The sequence below is a fragment of the Staphylococcus sp. HMSC065D05 genome (assembly GCF_001813195.1).
Classification (GTDB): Bacteria; Bacillota; Bacilli; order Staphylococcales; family Staphylococcaceae; genus Staphylococcus; species Staphylococcus epidermidis.
Map to the genome: position 1 here is coordinate 99101 of NZ_KV811730.1, position 18552 is coordinate 117652.

The window sequence follows — 18552 nt, forward strand, 5'->3', positions numbered from 1 at the left end:
TTTCTAATATATGATTCGTCGCTTGTTTCACTTGTTGGGCTTGATGGCCTATCCATTGCTTACCTTGTTGTACTGTATTAGACGCTTGGCCTCTCATATTACTCAACATTTGGCCGACTCGATTGTTCTGTGTAAAGTTCTTAGACTGGTTGAGAACACTATCTTTCATTGCTGTCATTTTAGGCGTCATACGACTTGCCATATTTTGCATACCTTCATGCATGCCTGTTTTCACTGCGAGGTTTTTAGAACCAGTGAATGCTAATTTGGACATGCTTTTACCTGTACTTTTCAAGAAAGAAGCTCCTGGTAAAGGAATGGCTAACAAACCTTCCATTAAGCGTTCATTTTTCGACATTTTTCTGCCAGTGATTACATTTTTTCCAGTAGCAGCGTTAGCTACGGAATAAGCTGTATAAGCACCTGCTGCTACGGCACCTGCCACTGGATTAACAATAGTCAATGCTACAATACCCACTGTTGCGGCTATATCTACTGCAGTTTCTGTTTTTTGTTGTTCTTTTATTTTAGCTTTCTCTTTGTTTGTAACATAATCAAACGAACTACCTTTTGTAACATAAGTTTCAAAATCACTTTTCTTTAACTCTTTATTTTCTTTATGCATCCGCTCATAGTTTTGATCAATCACTTTTTGAAATGACTTGTCTGATTTTAATATTTCATCAATACTATAAACATCGCTATCTCCTTTTTTTGCACCTTCTTTTGCTATTTTACCAGAAGCACCATAGGTATCATTTCCCTTTCCTCCACCATTTTTGATAAGAATATTTTTTAATTTGACATTGGACACACCGTCAATAGCCTTTTCTAGATCGTCAACAAAGGGTGTATCTATAATTTCTTTCATTTTAGCATCAAGATTTTTGGCGTACTCATACAACTCATCTTGATAATACCCCATCAGTTTAGCTCCTTTATGGCCAACAGGCGCATGCGTGAGGGAAATGACACCATCTTCGTCTAAACTATTGATATCATCTTGAGCATCTTCCATTATTTTATCTACATCTTTGAAATCTTTACCTTTTAAAATATTATTGATGGATTGGATAGTGGATGATTCTTGATTATAATCATTGGTTTTATAATGTATATCTTTAGACAAAGCACTCACCTATCCTTCTATATTATAGTAAAGTTTTGCAAATTCTGAACCCCAATGATCATCTGCTTCAAAGAATTTTTGTGCAGAATTCATTATAGCACCACCTAGTGTACTTAATGGACCTTCTAATGATTTTATAACAGCTGAACAATCTTCATAAGCACTCATTGCATCAGCTGACTTATTACTTGAGTAATAATTTAAACTAGCTATTTTATCAAATGTCTTAGACATCTCCTCATATTTTTGATTTATATTTTCTATTTCTTTAACAACATGTGCTATTGTCTCAGCCTTAACACTTATTTTATCAGCCATTTAATTCACTCCCCCTACATTAGTTTGTAATGAATCTTTATCTAAACCAAATAACTCCAGAATAAATGTATTGATAACTCCTACATGTACATTAAATATTTGTTCCTTAAGTGGATATCTAATAAATAACATTTCATTTTGTTCATAAATGTTGTAAATATAATGTTTTTGTGTAGTTTCATGATTGTAAATTTCTATTTCTAATAGTCGATTAATAGTATCGATACTTTGATTATTTAAGTATGCTAATGTTTCATCATCGACGCTTCTAAAGTCCCAATCATCAGAAGATTCTTCTCTCATCAAAATTGGATATTGATCAATTATGGACCACCATGCAATATCGTTAGCTATAATCCTGATTTGGAATCCATTGTTTTTAAAACGGCTAATTAGAATAAATTCATTTTCCTCTAATGAAAAAGGTGCGAAATACATATCATTTATACGTATATTGACAATTGCACTTATATATTCCCTGACTAATGTAGCTATTTTAAAGCCTGTGTCAGTTAATTCTCCATCCTTAGTTATCAATAATTTCTCTTCAAGGCTATCTTTTGCTTCTTTAAAGTCTGAGGGCTGAAACATTTCAAAATTGATTAACGGTAAGTCAGTACCACCTAACAATGACAATTCTTCATAAGAAAAGTAATCTATTCTATTATATTCAGTCATCATATTTCCACCTTTTCCAAGGCCTCTTTAATTGCTAATGTGTCATATTTATCTAGATTTTCACTTAAATTCTCCAAAGCTGTTTGATGATCACTCAATGGTTTATTTAATTTGTTTTGAAATTCTGCAATAATTTGTAATACATCTTTTACTTTATTAGCAAATTCACCATCCCAATCACTGCCACCTATATATTCAGCTAAGGCCTGTGTTTTCTTTTGACAATCTTCTAAATCATCAACTACTTGTTTTGCTAATTTTTTTGCTTGTTCAACTTTATCAGCATCAGCTTTTATACCATTAATACTTCCCATTTAATACACCTCTCATCATATTAGTGAAAAGCTTTGTTGTAATATTCTTTAGCCTTCTCTTCAGCTTTTTCTTTAGCTTTTTTCAAATTATCTTTATTGTCTTTTGTACTATCCGTTAGTATTTCTAATTGTTTTTTCATCTGATCACGTTTTTCTATATATAATGTATTAGGAGCTTTATTTTTTATTGAGACTCTGTCTTTTGTAGAGCTTGATTTTGCTGAATTCATAGCATCTAAATTTGCATCAACAGCTTTGACACATGCTTCAAGATTATTTGCTAATTTATTGTATTTATTTGCTTTGCGTAAATATACAGTTCGCTCTGCAATCTCACTTGCTATTTCTTCGGCATGCTTTTTTATGTCTTTGAATTTTGATTTTACAATAGACTCAATATCACCAAATTCCATAAGTCACTCTCCTTTATTTAAACCAACGCATTCTTTGATATGTTTGATTTTTAACAATGTAAGATTCATTTTCTTTCATTACAGGCTCTCTGTGAATAAAACTAAATTTGAAAAATTGTTGATCTGTGATTCTTATACCCATTGAAAATTGGTTAATAATCTTTCTAGCGATATCTAATTGTTTATCATATGCGTCTATTAATTCTTTATGCATTCCAACAAAAATAATATTGAATCCAAGTGCTGGTCCTCTTGTCAGCAATTTTTTCATAGTCTCTTCATCTATGAACGTATAATTAATAAAAGATTTTGCATCATTTATAATGTATAAGGAATCTTTTTCAAACTTACCTTCATCTTCCCTTTGTGATAAATCCTCTTTCATTAATTGGTATACTGCTTTAATATCCTCTTTCTCTGAAGCGTAGTTATCTGCCAAATGACTATAATTTGAGAACTCTCCACTAGGGTCTGAAATACATACAGCATAATTTTGTTTAATTGTCTCTATTTCTTTTAGCATTATTTTAGCTATATTTTCTATTTCTCTTGGATTTTCAGAAGACAACATTGCAGGCTCAGTTAAATCAATAGTTTGCACTTCAACTTTTTCATAATCTAGGCCAATAGGTAATACTTTATTGTTAATCATCGTTTCAAAGTCTAAGGAGTCTCTGTAATCTTCATATATAATAGTGTCTGGCATCATCGGAATGTGTGCAGGATATTCGCCTACGTAATGTTCGTTCATTTGTGCGATTTCATCTTTGATGCAGCTATTGTAGGTTTGCCCTTCTTTTACTTCAAATGGTTGTGCAATTTGGAATTGTGTGAAGTTGTCATCGTTGATGGCTGCACGTCCTTTAATATCTTTAACACCTTTTTTATATGAGCCAATAATGTTTGTTAGTTCATTATTTTCAAATAAGTATAGTGCAATACGCGTCTTAATATTAGTAAATATAGATGATTTAACGGCGCTTGATCTAGAACCAGTCAAGATAATGTAAACACCTAATGCTAGACCTTCTCTTGTCACTTTAGCCATCATTTCTTCATAGTCTTCGACGAAAGGTGATTCTTTCACTGTGTCATAGTTATCAATGATGATAAAGACGTTGGGCACTGTTTTTCCTGTTTCTTTATTATATTGATCAATGTTAATCACACGTTCTTGACTTAATAATTTTTTACGTTCTGCGATAATCTGATGGATTTGTTTAATGGCTTTAGCAATTTTATCCTCTTGATCCACTGTGAAATAATCTGCGACGTGTGGAACATCACTGACAGGCATTAAACCGTTTGTACCAAAATCGAATAAATACATATGTGCTTGATCTGGTCGATAGTGACGTGCCACATCAAAGATAACATTGTGCAGGAAGTTCGTCCGTCCATATCCAGGGCTACCAATCAATGCAATATGACCTGCTTGTTTTAACTTCAATGTCATCGGTCCTTGATATTGATCTTCTGGCACATCTTTCAACCCTAAAGTTAATTCGACTTCTTTAGGTTGATCTGTCCATAATTTGTTGAAATCTGTTTCAATTAATTCTGATTGATATACTATCTCAGGTAATGGTGGTAACCAAGGTCGTTTAATATCCGGTATATTTAAACGCTCTGTAATATCCTCAATATGATCAATCACTGCTTCGAGTTCTGTTTGAGTTTCAGTTGGTTCTTCATCGTCTAATCCACTTAAGTCTTTGTTGATAGGTTGTAATTGACCATAATCATTAATCATATAGATTGTTTTATCTTCTTTATCTAAAGATTCACCTTCGATATCGTACGTCGCACCACTCCAAGCAGACTGGAATAATTCATAAATTTCATTATTACCGACTTGTAAGTACGCACGTCCTGGTAATGTGATATCAGCTGCATCAGGTGTTTTTAAAATTTCGTTACTGTCCTGTCTATCTTGTACTTTCAAAGCAAGTTTGAATTTAGAGTTAGACCATATTTGGTCATCAACCACACCAGATGGTTTTTGTGTCGCTAAGATTAAATGAATACCTAAAGAACGACCAATACGTGCTGTTGAAACGAGTTCTTTCATAAAATCAGGTTGTTCTGATTTCAATTCAGCAAACTCATCGGAAATAATATATAAATGTGGCATAGGTTCAGTTGCTATACCTTCTTTAAATAACTTGTGATACTGATTGATGTGGTTGACATCATGTTCTCCAAATAATCTTTGACGCTTACGCAATTCTGCTTTTATAGATGTTAAAGCTCGCATGGCTTCATCACCGTCTAAGTTCGTAATAGTTCCTACTAGATGTTTTAGGTCTTTGAACAGATTCGCCATACCCCCACCTTTATAGTCAATTAATAGGAATGCGACTTCATGTGGATGGAAGTTCACTGCAAGAGACAAGATATAAGATTGTATAATTTCTGATTTACCAGAACCTGTTGTACCTGCAATTAAACCATGTGGGCCATGCGCTTTTTCATGTAAGTTAAGTGATAATACATCGTCTTTACCTCTTACACCTAAAGGTACTGCCATTGTTTTATATGTTTCATTCTGCTGCCAACGATTAACAACATCTAATTCATGAACTTCATTAACATCATACATTTGTAAAAATGTAATACTATCAGGAATTGCGTTCTTCATATGTTCAATATGATTAAGATTAGCAATTCGACGTGCAATATATTCTTTATCAATACCATCAATATTTTCCGGCGTGAATTTCAATTGCACTAATTCTTCTTCTTTCATAATAAGTTCGCCTTCAGTTCTAGATTTAATATCTATTATTGTTTCCACGTGTTCTGGCAAACTTTCAATAACGTCTTCCACAAATACTAATGAAATACCATATTCTGATAAATCTTGATTCACATATTCTAAAATAACGTGATCGATAATGAGTGACATATCAGTAATCACAAATACTAAATGTGGTGTGAATACGATTTTTTCATTACTTTTACTTTTTTCTCTTACCGTTTGAATACGCTCTTTAATCATACTGTATACAGAGGTCAAAATTTGATCACGTGTACGCTGATTATAGACGAACCCTCTTATGTTTAAAGCACTCAATGTCATATGAGGTAACCAACGCGCCCAGTTAAAGGTGTCACGTTCATCTTCTCTAATCACATATAGCATTTCCACATCATGATAACTGTGGAAAGTGGCAAGTTGAAGCGTCATCTTCTCTAACTCTTCAATAATCAAATGTCTGGCACCAATATAAGCAATTGGACCATGTGTTAAATCATTAATTAATGGCGCTTTTTCAACTTCTTGATAAAATTCATAAAGTTCTTTCGCATCGTCAAATAATTCATCTCTTCTTTGAACAAATTCATCTTCTTGATAATCGACTTTAAAAGATTTTTCAATATTAGCGATACCTAATTTATAATGTAGAAAGTCATGATGGTGTGATGTTTTCTCATAAATTCTAGGTGCCTTATTTTCAACAATATCTTTAATTTCAGATAATGTTGGATAATGGAAGTTCAAACTAAATCGTTGGTCTTTTATCGCGTTATTGATATCCGATGACTTATCACTAAGATACTTTTTATAATCCTTCTCCCGCTTTTCGACCTCTTCTTTATATTTCTTTTTCTCAGAGAAGTAAGTTGTAATACCAAAGATAACCGTTACGATGCTCATACCAATCATCATAATAATATAAACACCAATTGGTCTGACTAAAAAGATGACTACTGTCAATGCAATCATTACGAGTGGCGGAACGATGGAACGCCATATCGCAGTATTATTCTTTTGAATTGGTTGTGGCGGTTTTTCAATTTTAATTGTCTCAGTAGGTTCACGATGAATGATTCTTGGTGAACGATGGTAGTCGTTATAATCATCTGATTGTGCATCTGGTGTATCTTGATTGAGTCTGATTAAATCTGAAATCATCGTTTCGTGACTCATCATTTTCAAACCGTCGGACTGCACTTCAAACCAAATCCCATTGATAAAGACATGATCCCCGATGTACGCTCTGCTCCATTTGTCATTACTAAGTTCATAATTGATGTATAATTTTGAATCATCATTATGTACAAACTGAACATATCCAGTCTGTCCAATTTCAGCATAATTTTTAATCATAATGACATTCGAAAGTTCAGCAATTTTAATATCATCATAATCATTAGGACCTATGGTTATCACGTCTCGTGTATTTGGGTAAGCAAAGGATGCTATGTTTGAAGTATCAAATAGGTATAACGACACATTACCATCATTCGTCTTTCTTTCTTGTCCTTTAAATATAGAAGAGTGATTAGCTTGCCATGTACCTTGTTCATTCTGTTCTAAATGAATCACATCATTAAAATTGTCTAATGTAATGTCTGCTGACTTATCTCCACTAATGGTATATGTCTTTTGATTTCTTAAATTTAACATTTTCAATTGATTCTGGTATTCAATAATTAATCTATGCATAGTTAGTTACTCAGTCCTATACTATTTTTTACGTTCTGCTTCTTGACGTTTCTTTTTATCTTTTGCTGCCTGTTCTTTTTGTTTCTTCTCATTCTCTTCTTGCTGTTTTACTTTTTTGTCTTTTTCTTCAGCTTTTTCTTCTTTTTCTTTAGCTTCTTCATCTTTAACTTCTTTTTCTTTATCTAAGATGTCTTGTAATTTGTCGTTATATTTTTTCGTTTGTTCAGAACGTTTATCATTAGATAAATCTGAATTATTTTTAATTTCATTTAATTTATTTATTAAAGCTAATTTTGTAATATCGTTATCATCTAGGTAAGTAGCAATATTTAAAGCTTCATCTAAATGTCCTTGCCCCAATTGCATCCAATATAATAAGTAATCTTTATTGGCATCTGGTGTAACGCTATTAAGCAAGTTCTCTTTTTTATCTTTTTCTAATCCCTGCTTGTTTGTTTCAATATAACTTTTCGCATAGATATAGAGTGCCTCTTTATCAAGATTTTTACCATCTAAATCTTTGTAGTCATTAAGTACTTGTGTATAATCTGCTTTGACATAAGATTGATATCCTTTTTCAACTTGTTCTTCATTCTTCATAACAAAGAAATACAGATAAGCTAAACAAGCAATTAATAACACGCCAATAATACTCATTGCTATTCCTAACCATTTAAAAGTATTGTATTTTCGTTTTCGGACATATGAAAAGTTCTGTGTATAATCTGACTGTTGCTTATTATATTGTTCTGTTAAAAATTGCTTAAGTTCAGACAAGTTCTTAGATTGTATAATTTTATTTTCAAAAGGTGTTCCTTTATGTAGTTCTAAATTTCCTTCAACAAGCGCATCGAAATTCACTTTTTGATTAAAAGCTGTAATGATTAATGACTTGTATCGTAAAAGAAAATCATCATCAGACAACGGTAATGGTTCTACAATATTCTTTAATCCTCTTGTCTTCATAAGTGGAAGTCCATCTTTTGTAAAGTAAAGTTCGTCTGGAGATAAATTAAAGGTATAACGTGTTGCTCTAAGTTCTTCTAATTTTCCAATATTTAATAAATATCTCAGCTTTTCATTTTTTGAAAAACTTTTAATTTTTTCAAAAGGAATATTATGTTCTGTAATATGGTAATGCACTTGATAGTTATCACGTAGTTCTGTTAACTCTGCATCAAGGAAGTACGATGTATGTTGCTCTAATAAATACATTAGATGACTTTGTTCTTTCTTAATGGATGTCTTAGGTATTTCTCTCATGTCTCTTCTTTCATGCTTTTCATCATTAGTTTGACGATCTAGTGGTTCTAAATCCTTTAACTCACTTGTCTTTTTATTAGCCATTTATTTATCCACCCTATAGTAATTTTAATATGTCTCCATCGGTAATTTGATAATCTATCAGCCTATCATTTTCAACTAAAAGTTGATTTTTAGTTATTACTTTAATTTGGTTGCTTATGTCGCTCAAATGAATATCTAAACTTTCCAATACTAATGGTAACAATGCTTTCATTGACATGTGTATTGGTACTGCCAAATCATAAGTTCCGTAGTTATAATTCGTAAAATCGAATGTCACTTTTTTATGTTGTTTCATTTTTGCCTTCTCCCTCTTCTAATAGAAAATATGACAAACCCAACTGTTAAAAAAGCCCCTATACTCAATAAAATATAAGGAACTACATTTTTCTCCTGTTTATTTTGAATATAGGGACTTTTATCACTCTCCACAGCTTTTTCAGCATTCGTTGGGGAAAACAATACTTTTTTAGTTTCATCCAAGCGAGTATTTTTACTCGCTTGGTTCTGAAACATACCATTTTTTATTTTATTGTCTTTTTTCTCTCGTTGCTTTTTCAGTGCATCATTTACCTTTTTACTGTCTTTATCAAATAAAGTTGTATCATATCGATTTAAATCTTTGTTTACGTTTTCCTTTTCCTCTTGATCAACTTGAATATCGAGACTTCCTCTGGGACTATCTGCTGTTAATAATGTCATAGTTATTAAACCTTCTATTAACATTTAGATGAGCCTCTCTTTCTTAAAGTGCTTGATAAACATATTAAGTACAAATCCAATAATTACAATCACTGACATTATGAATAATGCCATTCCAACTGGATGTTCTGCATTCAGGAAGTTATATATCATAGTATCTACATAGGATAATGGTGAGAATTTGTTTAACGTATGATTTGTATTGAAGTAATTCATCGCAACAAAATAAATACCTAATGTAGTCATCATGATAAACATACCAATTGATTTAAGTTGTCTGAATAAGTATGTGTTGATTAATACAAATAGCATCATTGTCATGATAATCATAAACATAAACTTAACTTTATAACCTGGCATAATGTGATACTGATTCATAGCAATTAGACCAATGACAACACCCTCTATTAAACCAGTCAATGTGATGATTGAGGAAATAATCACGTTATTCCACATTCTATTATTTTTACTAAATTCATCTTTAATTAAGTTAAGGCTTCCTTTTGCTCTTTCGTAACTGTAAAATACATAAGCTGTCATCATTGCGATTAAATACATCAACAGTACTAAAATCGTAGGAGACATAGTATCTTTATCACCATTATTTGCTAATACATTTTCCAAATTTTTCTTTTGAATTGGATTACTCATAAAGTCTTTTAATGCGACATTTTGACGATCCCCATCTTTAGAATTTTTAAGTACTTTTTCAAAATCTTTAGCAAATAGTTGGTTCTTTTTGTCATTATTAGACATTTGTTCATTTAAATCATTTGCCCTTGTACCTAGCGCTCTACCGCTTGCATGTAAATTATTAACATTATCATCTAATTGGTTTAACTCTCCACTAATTTGATCTGCATTAGATTTAGAATTTTGTACATCAGATAGTAAGCTTGTACTTCTCTCTGATAATTTACTTACTTGATCGTCTAGATTCGTAGATAATGTTGTAAATTCTTCACCTTTATCTTTATCAATTTTTGGCGTCTTAGGTTCTTCATTAAGTGTCTTTTCAGCTTGACTCAGGTCACTAATAAGATTTGAAATATCTTTTTTGTTTTTCTTAATATCATCTTGATTGTTCATTACATCTTCAATCATTTTGTCTGAAGAATTATCTAATCCATCGATTTGTTTTAATAATTGTGACTTATCATTTTTAAAGTTTTTCATATCATCAATGACTTGATTTACCATCATATCTACAATGGCTTTATTATCAATCGTTGGTTTATCTGAATTTAAATTAAAATCTTTAAAGATATCGTAATGAGACTTGAACTTATCTAATGAACGTAACTGTTGATCTAAGTCTCCACTAATCAATTCACCTTCTAAGTTATGATTAATAGATAAGTCTACAACATTCACTCTATCTGGTTCTTCATTCGTATCGTTATTAGCGTTATCTTTCTTATCTGCTTGACCAAATAACACTTGTAATTTCATTGTTTTATCTTTTAAAAATTCAGATTGATATTTACTATCATTTTTTAATTTAGCTGTACCTTTGATTTCCACATCGTATGATTTCTTCGTTGTATCTAATTTAATATCCTGATTTTTAATGTCATATTTCTTGTCATTTACATATACATATCCGTCAAAGTCAAAATTAGGATCGGTCGCAATAGTTAATTGGTTGATATCGCGACTTTTAATCGTTTCATGACGTTCAAATTCCACACCTTCGTTAATCAACTTAGATGTATCGTCTGCCGTGATTTCACCGTTATAATCTTGTTGCTTAATAAGGTCTTGTGGATGAGCCTTATTATATTCATCTTTGAACTGTTGAACATCATTAAGTATAGATTTATATTCCCTCGTAGCTTTTAAGGATAGTCCTGCATTATCCAAGTCTTGTTCGGACATATTTAAGATATAGTTTTGATCTTGACCTATTTTGTCTTTTTCAATGTCATTTCTTAAATGATTAATCATCGTATCTTGCATTTTCTGTTTGTCGTCTTTAATTTGTTGTAAAGCATCTTTAAGATCTTGATTATCGTCTAGTTGTGCCCTCATTGATTTAGTCAATTCTTTTCTATAATCTTCAATCATCTCGTCAGTAAAAGGCGATTCTTGCTTTTTAACATCATCCTTGACTTTGCTTAAGCGATCTTTAAATGTTTTCTTGTATTCTTCTTTAGATTGATCTTTAGCATCTGCTTGTTTATCGAGTTGATTATCAACTTGTTTCAAATGATTGATATAGTCTTCTATATCGACATTGTCTCGTTGAGATTGATAATCTTCTAAAATTTGTTCCATTGCTGATAAGTTTCCTTCAAACCACTCATCTTGGTCTTGAACTATAGATGAAGCACTTAAATCATTACTAATATTAAATATATTTGAATTACTGCTTAATAGTGAATGATTATATTGTTGTATCCACGTTGTAATACCTTTATTTGCAGTTATAGAATTCACTAATGTATCTGTGAATAATTCTGGAAAATCATTTAATGGATTTAATAAATAATTTGCGAAGTTGTTATTAACACCTTGTTCACGCTTCATAATATCGCCTACATTTTCTTGGGCATTATGCAAATTATCTATAATACTTGTTAAGTAGATTTCAATTAAATGTTTATTAAAGTCATTAAGTACATTACTTACAACTTTTTCAGTTTCTTTAGCGATACTCTCTTTTTGACCAACTGCAGTTTTATATTGAATAGACATTTTTGACGGTGTCTTTTTGTCTAATTGCATAGCTAATTTTGTGAAATCTTTAGGAATCACAATCATGACTTGATATTTGCCATTTTTCAATCCTGAATCCGCAATGCTACGTGTTACAGTTTCAAATTTATAATTACTTTCTTTTGATAATTTTTTTATAAATGGTTCACCTAATTCAATCTTTTTTCCATTATACTTAGTTGGTTGGTCTTCGTTGACAATTGCAATATGTATATTTTCACTATTTTTAACTTCTTTTTGTGTATTATCTTCAGTCTGATTCCCATATTTAAAATGGACAAAGGCAATCATTCCTACTATAGCAACAATAATGATTAAGATTACGCTGGAAAGATAAATCCAATTTTTCTTTGTCATGTTTCTTTTCCCTTTCTAACCCAATACTAATAAAACGAAGAGGCGAGACCCCTTCTATATCAATGTATAAACTGATAATCCTTAACAAACACTGTTTGTTAATCCACTGTTAGGTTTTCCCGCCTCAACAAAATATTACTGTAAACCGAAGTTATTAGATAATTGTTGGTCTTGTTCTTGAACAGCATCTGCTGTGCTGTTTAATTGTTGTTTGATTTCTTCTAATAACTGAGCAAATTTTTCAACTTTAGGACTAAGTTGTTGGAATTGTTCTTCAAAACGGCTGAAAGCTTGTCCTTCCCAGTTTGCTGCGATTTCGCCTTGTGCACGAGTTAAATCAGCTAAAATTTGGTGTATTTGTTCAGAACCTTGTCCATAAGATTGTGATTTAGCTCTGATTTCCTCTGGACTCATCTTAATCATTGCCATAATTAGAAACCTCCTGAAAATTTGATTGTATTTTCTACAAGATACAGTAAAATTTAAATTTAAAGTATCTTATGTAAATAATATACAAATTACTAGTATATGTATATACTTTTTACCAAATTTAAGTGATTTGTTTTATTCAACACATTAATTTTATTTGATTTTTAACTTTTTATTCATTTTTTTACTATTGAAGTTTATACTAATAATAAATCATTTAAAGTAAAGGATTATTGATTAACATGAAAAAAATATTATTAACCAGTATATCGTCTATAACATTATTAAGCGGCCTTACTTTAACTACTAATACTTATGCTGCTAACTACAGTAATATTGATGAAGCTAGAAAAGAACATCCCAATGCAGATTTTAAAGTAAATAAAAAGGATGGTACGTTTTCCTATACATATGACAATAGAAACACACAATCATCATTAAATAAGAAGAAACAAGAATATCAGCCATCAAATAACCAAATAAATCATTACCCATCCCAAAATAATTCAGTTCAGTTATCACCTTATAACAATCAAGTATCTAACTTATCTCAAAATCATCAAAGTAATAATCAATTATCTGAAACACCTGATCCTCAAAATAACAGAAATGACCAAGGTGACATATTAAATGAAACTGATACACCACAACCTGTAATACCACCAACGTCTGATGATATGAAAGATAACTATCAATCTGATACTAAAAAAAATGCTTATCAAAAAGATAAGCATGGAATGATTACTACCATTGATATGGATGAGTTATATGATGAGTTGCAAATTGCTGAATTCAATGATAAAGCTAAGACAAATGATGGAAAACCATTAGCTATTGGTAATGGAAAAATCGTTGATCAACCCATATTCACAGACAAGAATAATTTATATACTGCAGGTCAATGTACTTGGTACGTCTTTGATAAACGTGCACAAGATGGACATACAATAAGTACTTTCTGGGGTGACGCAAGAAACTGGGCAGGACAAGCATCAAGTGCTGGTTTTAAAGTCGATCATTCACCAAAAGAAGGTTCAATCATGCAAACGACCAATGGACCATACGGTCACGTTGCATATGTTGAACGTGTTAATAAGGATGGAAGCATATTTATTTCTGAAATGAACTGGATAGCACCATATATCGTTTCAACACGTACAATATCTGCTTCCGAGGTTGATTCTTATACTTTCATACATTAAAAATTGAAAGACCTTGTAATGACTTAGCTTAATATAATTTGTCCTTTTGAAATAAACTAAAATACTATCAAATAGATTCATCCTAATACTTTATGTATTGTTCAATTTGAGAGGTATTCTAATCAAAGCTAAATGAGTTTTTAAGAATCATATAAAGAAATGAAAGTAAGCATAAGAGGTTTGAGTTGCAAAAGAAAAAGAGATTCTGTTGCAAAGTTAATTTTATAGAGTAATTTAAACAAAAAAGAAAAGATTTCTGTGAATTTTTTAGATATAAACAATTTATAAGGCCGTAATTATTGTAGCTGTTGGCTAATATCTAAGATACGCACTTGGTTATTGTAATATATCTAAAATATTAATATCCTCATTGAGCAAGATTACCGCCATATTAAAGTGAGAGAGACAAGGCATCCAAACATCAATACATCAAACTTTAAAAAGTATTGAATATATTTACGGTCTTTTAAAAAATATCAGGTCTCTTCAGATCTATGGATTTCCCACAGTGCTACGACATTCGTTACATGTTGGTCAATTAAGAGAATACCACCATTTAAAAGTGATAATTAGTTAGATTTTTTGCTTGTGCAATAGAACCCAAGAGATAGTAACTCAACGAACTAAATTTAGTTTGAGTAATTATAAAAAAGACAATTTCTATTGAATAAATATAGAAATTGTCTTTTTCTTCGTCTAAGACCTTTATGTTCCAACATCCTTGTCAATCTTCTTTCAAATGTTTAATTGTTTTGAAGCCTTCACGATAATTAGCTAGTTCTTCCATCATCGCGTACCAATCATGGCCTACTTTTTGTAGTGTCTGTTGAATTAATTCATCTTGTGCTTGGTTTAACTTACCTATTAAATCATCACCCGCTTCAGTGGTAAAAAGTTTTTTTACTCGTCTATCCTGCTTAGATGTTTGTTCAATAATTAAACCTTCTTCTTTTAATTTACGTAACGTTGCATGCGATCCTTGCTTAGATATTTCAAGCGTAATCAAAAGTTCTTTAATTGTTATACCGGGTAATTTATTAATGAAAAATAAGAATCGATGATGTTGGCGACTCATGCCATATTGCTCAATAATTTCATCCGCTGTAGTAATAAAAGTCTTATACGCGAAGTAAAACAGCATATGTTCGTAATCATTTTTATTTTTAGACATTTAACACTATCCTTTTTTATTCAATATCGTTATTATAATAAACTTTTGACTGATAGTCATATATTTCAGAAACTGTTCAAACTTTTAATAGGTCAACTTAGTTGACTTTATTTCAGATTGACGTTACTATGATACTTGTAAGATAAAAGAAATCAAAGGTGGAATTATATATGAAACAACGCGTAGGACAATATTTAATGGACGCGGTTTATTCAGCAGGTGCTGACAAAGTTTTTGGTGTCCCAGGAGATTTTAATCTTGCCTTTTTAGATGATATTATTGCACATAATCATATTAAATGGATTGGTAATACAAATGAACTTAATGCAAGTTATGCCGCTGACGGATATGCACGTATTAATGGCATCGGTGCAATGGTAACAACATTTGGAGTGGGTGAATTAAGTGCTGTCAACGGAATCGCTGGATCTTATGCTGAGCGTGTGCCAGTTATTGCCATCACTGGGGCACCTACTCGAGCTGTAGAACAAGAAGGCAAATACGTTCACCATTCCCTTGGCGAAGGAACTTTTGATGATTATAGAAAAATGTTTGAGCCTATTACAACAGCGCAAGCTTATATTACACCTGATAATGCTACCACAGAAATTCCAAGAGTAATCAACGCGGCGATTCAACAACGTCGTCCAGTTCACATTCATTTACCTATTGATGTCGCACTCACAGAGATTGAAGTTTCAACGCCATTCAAAGCAGAAGTCGAACCACAAAAAGACGTTCAAACTTATATCGATATGGTTCAAGACAAACTTGAATCGGCAACACAACCTGTCATTATTACAGGCCATGAAATAAATAGTTTCCATCTGCATAAAGAACTCGAACAATTCGTTAATCAAACTCAAATTCCAGTTGTTCAGTTATCTTTAGGTAAAGGTGCATTTAATGAAGAAAATCCTTATTATATGGGTATCTTTGATGGTTCAATAGCAGAACAAGAAATTCAAGATTATGTCAATCAAAGTGATGCTATTTTGAATATTGGTGCTAAATTAACAGATTCTGCAACAGCTGGGTTCTCATATCAATTTGATATTAATGATGTGATTATGCTAAATCATAATGAATTTAAAATTAATGACACATGCATCGAAGCATTTTCATTACCAAATATATTAAATGGTTTAAATAAGTATATTCACTACAAAAATACTAATGATTTCCCACAATATGAGAGACCACAAGCACATAATTATGAACTTAGTGATCAGCCATTAACTCAAGAGACTTATTTCAATATGATGCAAGATTTTTTACAACAAGATGATATTTTAATCGCTGAACAAGGTACATCATTCTTTGGTGCTTATGACTTAGCCTTGTACAAAGATAATACTTTTATCGGGCAACCATTATGGGGTTCTATCGGCTATACACTACCAGCAACGTTAGGAACACAAATTGCAAATCCATATCGTCGAAACATTCTATTAATTGGTGATGGCTCACTACAATTAACTGTTCAATCATTATCTACAATGATTCGTCAACATTTAAACCCTGTGATATTTGTAATTAATAACGATGGTTATACAGTTGAGAGAATGATTCATGGTATGAAAGAACCTTACAATGACATTCGCATGTGGGATTACAAATCATTACCTTCTGTATTTGGTGGTGACAATGTTTTAGTTCATGATGTAAATACTTCAGAAGAACTCATGCTCACCTTCGAAAACATTAAATCTAATAGTGATCGCATGCACTTTGTAGAAGTGAAAATGGCTGTTGAAGATGCACCAGCTAAATTAAGTAATATAGCTAAAGCATTCGCATCACAAAACAAATCATCTTAATATCTTTTTAAAATTCTATAATATAAGCAATTCAAACACCCGTATGATTCTCTAGTTATACGGGTGTTAAATATATCTTTATAGAAGTTGAAACTTAAAAAATGACGTTTCCCGTGAAACAACATTCATTTAACGTTATATTTTATATCAATTAAAAGTAAAATGTATAAATAATCACAAACATTGATGACTCTAATAAATCATTCTTAAGACGCCTTTTTTAATGAACTCAATCATATCTTTAGCCATTGCTATAGTTTTAGAATTTGTTTTAACTTCCGAGTTAAAAATTCCAAATATACAAATAAGCCTGCACATTCTTTAATGTGAGGCTTACTTGAATTCTCTATAAACTCCGATTATCTAAATATTGTTTATCAATAACTGAACGTGTGATATCTCGTAAGTGTGCTGGGCTCATCGAAGAACTATCCATTTGATTGCGACCATGATGAGAGGCATCTTTGTCATTATAGTCATCTAGCATCATCACTTTAAAGTTCGACTTAAGGAACCGGTTTTGGTGTTGAGTTAATTCGTAATAATTCACCATACTTCTCCACTTCACATCTTGAACTTGAAACTGTTTATCTTTCTTACTAATTTTAAAATCTATTCGTCCTAATAAATCATTACTTTCACTACCTGTTGACTGACCGTTCAAGAAATTCCCTAGAGAATATGCTACGAGTGTACGATTCCCTTCTCTACCGTCAACCCATTTTACTGGTTGAATCACATGAGAATGTGTACCTAAAACTACATCAACACCTGCATCAGCAAAAATTTGTGCATATTTTTTTTGAGTGGCGTTAGGCTGATGCTTACCTTCATTACCCCAATGTGCTGAAACAAGTACTACATCACTTTGTTGTTTGGCTTTCTTAACATCTTGCTTAATTTTATTTTCATCAAACGTATCTACCGTATAATCATGAGTTGGTTGATGATCGTTTGTACCAAATGTGTAACTTAATAAAGCAACTTTCACACCTTTAATTGTTTTAATAGGAATTTGACGGTGTGCTTGTTCTGATTCATATACACCCGTGAACAAAACTTGATCTTTAAATTTGTTCCAAGTATGAATATGATTTCTTACACCTTGCTCTCCTTGATCTAAGGCATGATTGTTTGCACCGTTTATAAAATTAAAGCCAGTATCTACTAAATCCTGAGCAATACTACTCGGTGTATTAAAGTTTTTAAATCCTGAATAAGGCCTATCATCCCCACCTAATGGTGATTCTTGATTAACAAAAGAAATATCTGCGTTTTGAATGTCTTTTCTTACTGGCTGATACATGGGTTTAAAATCAAAACTATTCCCCGTAATTTGTGCATCTTTATATACAACTGGGTGAATTAAATTATCACCTACAGCAACCACACGTATTGTTTTATTTGTATTTTGTTTATCGCTAAAAGATTGATTAATCGAACACCCACTAACAACTATGAAAAACGTAAATAATATCATGGTATACACTAAATATTTATATACTGTTTTCATTTTTTAATACTTTATCCCCTTTTATAAACT

Annotated in this window: 15 protein-coding genes and 1 pseudogene; 3 read left to right on the forward strand and 13 right to left on the reverse strand. The window is 31.5% G+C overall.

Annotated features, from left to right (window positions below; translation table 11 throughout):
- The 11 genes from HMPREF2897_RS02130 to esxA all read right to left on the reverse strand — a co-directional run.
- Positions 1–1129 (reverse strand): pre-toxin TG domain-containing protein (locus HMPREF2897_RS02130; RefSeq protein WP_256276762.1); only part of this gene is annotated, 1129 nt, incomplete at its 3' end.
- Between the two features lie 9 nt (positions 1130–1138).
- Positions 1139–1447 carry a hypothetical protein gene (locus tag HMPREF2897_RS02135; protein WP_002486929.1) on the reverse strand — a complete coding sequence of 103 codons (309 nt, stop codon included), beginning with the start codon at positions 1445–1447 and terminating at the stop codon, positions 1139–1141.
- Positions 1448–2128 (reverse strand): DUF5081 family protein, encoded by a 681-nt coding sequence (locus HMPREF2897_RS02140; RefSeq protein WP_002446976.1) that lies wholly within the window; start codon positions 2126–2128, stop codon positions 1448–1450.
- Entirely contained in the window at positions 2125–2439 is a 315-nt protein-coding gene (locus tag HMPREF2897_RS02145; RefSeq protein WP_002446975.1) for a WXG100 family type VII secretion target, read from the reverse strand. The genes HMPREF2897_RS02140 and HMPREF2897_RS02145 overlap by 4 nt, the downstream gene beginning before the upstream one ends.
- Before the next feature lie 20 nt (positions 2440–2459).
- Positions 2460–2852 carry a hypothetical protein gene (locus tag HMPREF2897_RS02150; protein WP_002446974.1) on the reverse strand — a complete coding sequence of 131 codons (393 nt, stop codon included), beginning with the start codon at positions 2850–2852 and terminating at the stop codon, positions 2460–2462.
- Positions 2853–2865: 13 nt separating this feature from the next.
- The gene (gene essC / locus HMPREF2897_RS02155) at positions 2866–7305 is read right to left on the reverse strand and encodes a type VII secretion protein EssC (protein WP_070592567.1); all 4440 of its coding nucleotides are present in this window, start codon (positions 7303–7305) and stop codon (positions 2866–2868) included.
- 21 nt (positions 7306–7326) lie between these two features.
- On the reverse strand, positions 7327–8652 hold the full coding sequence (essB, locus tag HMPREF2897_RS02160; RefSeq protein ID WP_038813114.1) for a type VII secretion protein EssB: 1326 nt from the start codon (positions 8650–8652) through the stop codon (positions 7327–7329).
- Positions 8653–8665: 13 nt separating this feature from the next.
- Positions 8666–8908, reverse strand: coding sequence for an EsaB/YukD family protein (locus tag HMPREF2897_RS02165; RefSeq protein ID WP_002446971.1), 243 nt, complete (start codon positions 8906–8908; stop codon positions 8666–8668).
- Positions 8905–9336, reverse strand: a complete 432-nt coding sequence (essA, locus tag HMPREF2897_RS02170; RefSeq protein ID WP_038813116.1) for a type VII secretion protein EssA — start codon at positions 9334–9336, stop codon at positions 8905–8907. Before essA ends, HMPREF2897_RS02165 begins: the two co-directional genes overlap by 4 nt.
- A complete protein-coding gene (gene esaA / locus HMPREF2897_RS02175) occupies positions 9337–12387 on the reverse strand; it encodes a type VII secretion protein EsaA (RefSeq protein WP_002458325.1) in 3051 nt (1016 codons plus the stop codon).
- Positions 12388–12522: 135 nt separating this feature from the next.
- The gene (gene esxA, locus HMPREF2897_RS02180; RefSeq protein ID WP_002458326.1) at positions 12523–12816 is read right to left on the reverse strand and encodes a WXG100 family type VII secretion effector EsxA; all 294 of its coding nucleotides are present in this window, start codon (positions 12814–12816) and stop codon (positions 12523–12525) included.
- Positions 12817–13058: 242 nt separating this feature from the next.
- Here esxA and HMPREF2897_RS02185 point away from each other — a divergent pair, with 242 nt between their 5' ends.
- Complete coding sequence (locus HMPREF2897_RS02185; RefSeq protein ID WP_002447841.1) at positions 13059–14018, forward strand: CHAP domain-containing protein; 960 nt, start codon at positions 13059–13061, stop codon at positions 14016–14018.
- 357 nt (positions 14019–14375) lie between these two features.
- Positions 14376–14595 (forward strand): annotated as a pseudogene (locus tag HMPREF2897_RS12740) (hypothetical protein); the annotation flags it as partial.
- 147 nt (positions 14596–14742) lie between these two features.
- Here HMPREF2897_RS12740 and HMPREF2897_RS02190 read toward each other — a convergent pair.
- Positions 14743–15189, reverse strand: coding sequence for a MarR family winged helix-turn-helix transcriptional regulator (locus HMPREF2897_RS02190; RefSeq protein WP_070592568.1), 447 nt, complete (start codon positions 15187–15189; stop codon positions 14743–14745).
- 170 nt (positions 15190–15359) lie between these two features.
- Between HMPREF2897_RS02190 and HMPREF2897_RS02195 the strand changes: the two genes are divergently transcribed.
- The gene (locus tag HMPREF2897_RS02195; RefSeq protein ID WP_070592570.1) at positions 15360–17009 is read left to right on the forward strand and encodes an alpha-keto acid decarboxylase family protein; all 1650 of its coding nucleotides are present in this window, start codon (positions 15360–15362) and stop codon (positions 17007–17009) included.
- A gap of 346 nt (positions 17010–17355) precedes the next feature.
- On the opposite strand, the gene HMPREF2897_RS02200 is transcribed toward HMPREF2897_RS02195, so the two are convergent.
- Positions 17356–18522 carry a CapA family protein gene (locus HMPREF2897_RS02200; RefSeq protein ID WP_070592572.1) on the reverse strand — a complete coding sequence of 389 codons (1167 nt, stop codon included), beginning with the start codon at positions 18520–18522 and terminating at the stop codon, positions 17356–17358.
- Positions 18523–18552 lie beyond the last annotated feature (30 nt).

What these genes read in the sequence shown, in the direction of transcription:
- HMPREF2897_RS02190 (WP_070592568.1), bottom strand. Translation starts at nt 15,189, where the DNA reads ATGTCTAAAAATAAAAATGATTACGAACATATGCTGTTTTACTTCGCG.
- esaA (WP_002458325.1), bottom strand. Translation starts at nt 12,387, where the DNA reads ATGACAAAGAAAAATTGGATTTATCTTTCCAGCGTAATCTTAATCATT.
- essB (WP_038813114.1), bottom strand. Translation starts at nt 8,652, where the DNA reads ATGGCTAATAAAAAGACAAGTGAGTTAAAGGATTTAGAACCACTAGAT.
- HMPREF2897_RS02165 (WP_002446971.1), bottom strand. Translation starts at nt 8,908, where the DNA reads ATGAAACAACATAAAAAAGTGACATTCGATTTTACGAATTATAACTAC.
- HMPREF2897_RS02185 (WP_002447841.1), top strand. Translation starts at nt 13,059, where the DNA reads ATGAAAAAAATATTATTAACCAGTATATCGTCTATAACATTATTAAGC.
- esxA (WP_002458326.1), bottom strand. Translation starts at nt 12,816, where the DNA reads ATGGCAATGATTAAGATGAGTCCAGAGGAAATCAGAGCTAAATCACAA.
- essC (WP_070592567.1), bottom strand. Translation starts at nt 7,305, where the DNA reads ATGCATAGATTAATTATTGAATACCAGAATCAATTGAAAATGTTAAAT.
- essA (WP_038813116.1), bottom strand. Translation starts at nt 9,336, where the DNA reads ATGTTAATAGAAGGTTTAATAACTATGACATTATTAACAGCAGATAGT.
- HMPREF2897_RS02140 (WP_002446976.1), bottom strand. Translation starts at nt 2,128, where the DNA reads ATGATGACTGAATATAATAGAATAGATTACTTTTCTTATGAAGAATTG.
- HMPREF2897_RS02145 (WP_002446975.1), bottom strand. Translation starts at nt 2,439, where the DNA reads ATGGGAAGTATTAATGGTATAAAAGCTGATGCTGATAAAGTTGAACAA.
- HMPREF2897_RS02150 (WP_002446974.1), bottom strand. Translation starts at nt 2,852, where the DNA reads ATGGAATTTGGTGATATTGAGTCTATTGTAAAATCAAAATTCAAAGAC.
- HMPREF2897_RS02200 (WP_070592572.1), bottom strand. Translation starts at nt 18,522, where the DNA reads ATGAAAACAGTATATAAATATTTAGTGTATACCATGATATTATTTACG.
- HMPREF2897_RS02195 (WP_070592570.1), top strand. Translation starts at nt 15,360, where the DNA reads ATGAAACAACGCGTAGGACAATATTTAATGGACGCGGTTTATTCAGCA.
- HMPREF2897_RS02135 (WP_002486929.1), bottom strand. Translation starts at nt 1,447, where the DNA reads ATGGCTGATAAAATAAGTGTTAAGGCTGAGACAATAGCACATGTTGTT.